The organism is Pantoea sp. ANP04, from assembly GCF_041982285.1.
Classification (GTDB): Bacteria; Pseudomonadota; Gammaproteobacteria; order Enterobacterales; family Enterobacteriaceae; genus Pantoea; species Pantoea eucalypti.
Genome location: NZ_JAUTYS010000029.1, coordinates 1 through 4,895, shown reverse-complemented (window position 1 = coordinate 4,895; position 4,895 = coordinate 1). Strand labels below are relative to the sequence as shown.

Sequence of the window (4,895 nt, the reverse complement as noted above, 5' to 3'; positions counted from 1 at the left end):
CCGATGGTAGTGTGGGGTCTCCCCATGCGAGAGTAGGGAACTGCCAGGCATTATATAAGTGAAGAAGCCCCGCACGAAAGTGCGGGGCTTTTTTACGTCTGCAGATCGTGAAAAACCTCATCATAATCCCCGAAAACAGCCTGAGAACCCCTCCCTGATACGGTAAACTACGCCCAGATAACTCAGTAAAGGTCGTCAAATGTCCAGCCAGCATCCTTCCTTAAAAGCCGACAATACGCTTGGGCTTGAAGTACATACACAGAAACGCATCGTTGCTGAGACGCCAGCTGCCATTCTGGCTGCATGGCAGGCCAGCCAGCGTGATCAAACCCCTTTCATGGTGCTTGGTGAAGGCAGCAATGTCCTCTTTCTGGATGATTTCGCTGGTACTGTGGTACTTAACCGCATTAAAGGCATCAACATTCAGGATGAGTATGAGTACTGGAAGTTGCATGTCGGAGCAGGTGAGAACTGGCATCAGCTGGTTAAGAGCACACTGGAAAAAGGGATCACTGGCCTGGAGAATCTGGCATTAATCCCTGGAATGACGGGTTCTGCACCGATTCAGAACATTGGTGCCTATGGTGTGGAATTAAAAGATGTCTGCGAATATGTGGATGTGCTTAACCTGGACAGTGGTGAGACAGAGCGTCTCGATCGTGAAGCCTGTGAATTTGGCTATCGTGACAGCATTTTCAAGCATCGCTATCAGAGAGGTTATGTCATCGTCGCGGTCGGGATAATCCTGCCTAAACAATGGCAGCCCGTATTGACCTACGGTGATCTGAAGACTCTGAATCCGGTAACGGCTAGCGCCTGGGATGTTTATCACGCGGTGTGCCAGATGCGGCAGAGCAAATTACCGGATCCAAAAGTGACCGGGAATGTAGGCAGCTTCTTCAAAAATCCGGTCGTTACCGAGGCGCAGTGCAGCGCCTTGCTGGCGCATTTTCCAGCTATGCCACACTATCTGATGCCGAATGGTGAAACCAAGCTGGCAGCCGGATGGCTTATCGATCAGTGTCAGTTGAAAGGTTATCGTATCGGCGGTGCCGCCGTTCATCAGCAACAGGCTCTGGTGCTGATTAATGCTGATAATGCCACACCTGACGATATCGTTGCGCTGGCAAAAACCGTGCGTGCGAAGGTGGGTGAAAAGTTTGATGTCTGGCTGGAGCCTGAGGTGCGGTTTATTCAGGCACAGGGCGAGTGCAATGCTGTCGGGGTAATCGCATGAAAGACAACAGTATCCCGCTAAAGCTGGTCGATATTTTATCGGACGGTGAGTTTCATTCTGGCGAACAGCTGGGTGAAACACTGGGCATGAGTCGCGCAGCCATTAACAAGCATATCCAGACCTTAAAAAGCTGGGGACTTGACGTTTATACCGTGACAGGGAAGGGCTACAGTCTCTCTGCCCCGATGCAGCTGTTGGATGAGCAGGCAATTGTCGCTCAGGTTAAGCAGGGCAATATCTCTGTTATCCCGGTGATTGACTCCACAAATCAGTATCTGCTGGAGCGCATGCATGAGATGGAGTCGGGTGCTGCCTGTATCGCTGAGTATCAGCAGGCTGGTCGTGGCCGTCGTGGGCGTCAATGGTTCTCTCCCTTTGGCGCTAATCTCTACATGTCTATGTACTGGCGTCTGGAGCAGGGACCCGCTGCGGCGATGGGTCTTAGTCTTGTGATTGGTATTATCATTGCTGAGACATTACGTTCATTAGGGGCTGATGATGTTCGCGTCAAATGGCCCAATGATATTTACCTTAACGATCGCAAACTGGCAGGTATTCTGGTCGAACTGACCGGTAAAACGGGTGATGCCGCGCATATCGTCATGGGGGCCGGGATTAACCTTGCTATGCGTACAGCCGATGCATCGCAGATTAATCAGGGCTGGATTAACCTGCAGGAAGCCGGTGTATCCGTTAACCGCAATGAGCTGGCCGCCCATCTGATAAATAATCTGCGCGAAGCCCTGCCGTTGTTTGAGCAGGAAGGGTTAACGCCCTTTGTTACACGCTGGATGGTGCTGGATAACTTTATTCACCGGCCTGTTAAATTGCTCATTGGTGAACGTGAAGTGCATGGTATTGCGCGGGGCATTGACAGTCAGGGTGGCCTGTTACTTGAGCAGGATGGCGAAATAAAAGCCTGGGTGGGCGGAGAAATATCTCTACGTCCTCTCTGATCAAAAAAGCCTGCACTAATGCAGGCTTTTTTACTGGAGCGGTTATTTACGCAGGCGAACCCTGTCGACCGCATGATTGCCACTTTTAGTCATGATCAGGCTGGCCCGTTCGCGCGTTGGCAGGATATTTTCCCGCAGGTTTAGCCAGTTAATCTCTTTCCATAAATTGCCCGCTATCTCCACTGCTTCCGCTTCTGAGAGCTGGGCATAATGGTGGAAGTAAGAGTCCGGATCGGTAAATGCCCCCTGGCGGAATTTGAGGAATCGATTGATATACCAGCTTTGCAGCAGCTCTTCCTCAGCGTCGACATAGATAGAAAAATCAACGAAGTCTGAAACAAAGACATGATGTGGGTCATGGGGATAGTCCATGCCACTCTGCAATACATTCAGACCTTCCAGAATAAGGATATCAGGCTGCTGAACCACTTTATCGCCATCAGGGATGACATCATAAATCAGATGCGAATAGACCGGTGCTGTGACCTGACTGGCGCCTGATTTCAAATCGGAGACGAAATTGACCAGCCGGTGCATATCATAAGATTGCGGAAACCCTTTTTTCTTCATTAATCCGCGCTCTTTCAGCACGGCATTGGGATGAAGAAAGCCATCCGTCGTGATCAATTCTACTTTACGATGTTCAGGCCAGCGGCTGAGCAACGCCTGTAATACACGCGCAGTTGTGCTTTTACCGACGGCTACGCTGCCCGCAATACTGATGATATAGGGGATTTTCTGGCCATTGGTACCCAGAAATTGCTCCAGTACAGCCTGCCGACGAACATTAGAGCTGATATAGAAATTAAGCAGACGCGAAAGTGGCAGATAAATTTCTGCTACCTCCTCCAGCGAGAGATCCTCGTTGATGCCCTCCAGCTGCGCGATCTCTTCCTCTGACAGTGTCATAGGAACGGAATCACGTAATGCAGCCCACTGCTCACGAGTGAACTCTAAATAAGGCGTTGTCAGGGGGGTCGTTTTATCCATAAGCATGCATCTGACCGCAAATTCATTGCTATCAACCGCGTGTCATCCGATAAGCAGGAGAGCACAGGTGAAATAAATCACGAATCGCTGGTTTATCAGTGAGAACAATGGGCTGGAGGGTATCACCAGTATGGCTTTTAACAGAAGTAAAAAGATAAACGTGATCGCGCTTTCGTCGGCATACCCACAAAACATCATAATAACGCTAATTCTGACAGCTGTATCACTACGTATAGTGCTACACGGGCCATCAAAGCTTATGTGCGGCTTTTATCTGCCTTAAATAGCAGTCAGACGCCCTGTATGACCCAATAGAGCTGTAACGGCGTACAGAGAGGCTAAAAGCACATACATTCAATATGCAGCGTATATTTCCCGACTGAAGAATAAAGAGCTGCGAGACACTGGAACCGTTTTTTACCGTTATCGTCGTACCAGCGAGAGAGATATGCAGGACAAAAACGTCTCCCTGTTCTGCAGATATCTTAAGTGCACGAAAAATAACGCCGATAAGGGTTAAAAAAGCATCACTCAGAACAGGCTGCGCAAAATAAAAAGGCGATGGGCGGAATATTTTACCTTAAAAAGAGCATGCCAGAGCAGCAGGGGACGATAGCGAGGCAGGGTGGGCGGTGTAAAAACAGGACCAGATCGCACAAATATTCTGCACAAAAACGCCAGAATGCGATGATTTGCACAAATAGTAAGCGATAGAACAAAATTAGTGATTTTTTAGTTGCATCGAAGGCCCGACCTTCCTAGAATGCGCTCCACTTGATGCCGGCTTAGCTCAGTTGGTAGAGCAACTGACTTGTAATCAGTAGGTCACCAGTTCGATTCCGGTAGCCGGCACCATCAAGTAGGTGGGATTCCCGAGCGGCCAAAGGGAGCAGACTGTAAATCTGCCGTCACAGACTTCGAAGGTTCGAATCCTTCTCCCACCACCATCTCAGCCTCACGGTTGAGTACAGGTAAACAACCTGTTTATCTGTCAGGTGAGTCACTTATCACCCTGAATTCAGACTGAGCGTTAGCGAAGTCAACGTCGGTCAGCTTCGCTGGCAGACAGTAGATAGCAGAGAAACATTCACTGTTATCTGCAAGCTACAGAAAGAACAGGTAGCCGAGTTCCAGGATGCGGGCATCGTATAATGGCTATTACCTCAGCCTTCCAAGCTGATGATGCGGGTTCGATTCCCGCTGCCCGCTCCAGATGTGCTGATATGGCTCAGTTGGTAGAGCGCACCCTTGGTAAGGGTGAGGTCCCCAGTTCGACTCTGGGTATCAGCACCACTTCCTTTAATCTCCCTCCTGATTTTCTCTGTAACTTCCTTGCAGTCAGGCAATGCCTGGTTAATGTGATGATATCATTGATATATCCGTGTCTTAGAGGGACTAGCGATGGCTAAAGAGCAATTTCAACGTAACAAACTGCACGTAAACGTGGGCACCATCGGTCACGTTGACCACGGTAAAACCACCCTGACTGCAGCTATCACTACCGTACTGGCTAAAACCAACGGCGGCCAGGCTCGTGCATTCGATCAGATCGACAGCACACCTGAAGAAAAAGCCCGCGGTATCACCATCAACACCGCTCACGTTGAGTATGAGACTGCTGCACGTCACTACGCTCACGTTGACTGCCCAGGCCACGCCGACTATGTGAAAAACATGATCACCGGTGCTGCGCAGATGGACGGCGCGATCCT

At 49.8% G+C, this 4,895-nt stretch carries 4 protein-coding genes and 4 tRNA genes; 7 read left to right on the top strand and 1 reads right to left on the bottom strand.

The annotated features are described in order from the left end of the window. The first annotated feature begins 199 nt into the window (after positions 1–199). Together murB and birA are read left to right on the top strand one after the other, a co-directional pair. The gene (gene murB / locus Q7C21_RS22065) at positions 200–1,237 is read left to right on the top strand and encodes a UDP-N-acetylmuramate dehydrogenase (RefSeq protein WP_008927171.1); all 1,038 of its coding nucleotides are present in this window, start codon (positions 200–202) and stop codon (positions 1,235–1,237) included. After that, on the top strand, positions 1,234–2,193 hold the full coding sequence (gene birA, locus Q7C21_RS22060; protein WP_008927172.1) for a bifunctional biotin--[acetyl-CoA-carboxylase] ligase/biotin operon repressor BirA: 960 nt from the start codon (positions 1,234–1,236) through the stop codon (positions 2,191–2,193). Before murB ends, birA begins: the two co-directional genes overlap by 4 nt. A 42-nt stretch (positions 2,194–2,235) precedes the next feature. Here birA and coaA read toward each other — a convergent pair whose 3' ends face one another. Beyond that, entirely contained in the window at positions 2,236–3,183 is a 948-nt protein-coding gene (gene coaA / locus Q7C21_RS22055; RefSeq protein WP_033743664.1) for a type I pantothenate kinase, read from the bottom strand. Positions 3,184–3,962: 779 nt separating this feature from the next. Here coaA and Q7C21_RS22050 point away from each other — a divergent pair. The 5 genes from Q7C21_RS22050 to Q7C21_RS22030 form a co-directional block, all read left to right on the top strand. Then, positions 3,963–4,038, top strand: a tRNA-Thr gene (locus Q7C21_RS22050). 7 nt (positions 4,039–4,045) lie between these two features. Continuing rightward, positions 4,046–4,130 (top strand) — tRNA-Tyr (locus tag Q7C21_RS22045). Positions 4,131–4,320: 190 nt separating this feature from the next. After that, positions 4,321–4,395: transfer RNA gene (locus Q7C21_RS22040), tRNA-Gly, on the top strand. A 5-nt stretch (positions 4,396–4,400) separates the two neighbouring features. Then, a tRNA-Thr gene (locus tag Q7C21_RS22035) sits at positions 4,401–4,476 on the top strand. A 108-nt stretch (positions 4,477–4,584) separates the two neighbouring features. Further along, positions 4,585–4,895 (top strand): GTP-binding protein (locus Q7C21_RS22030; protein ID WP_243208059.1); only part of this gene is annotated, 311 nt, incomplete at its 3' end.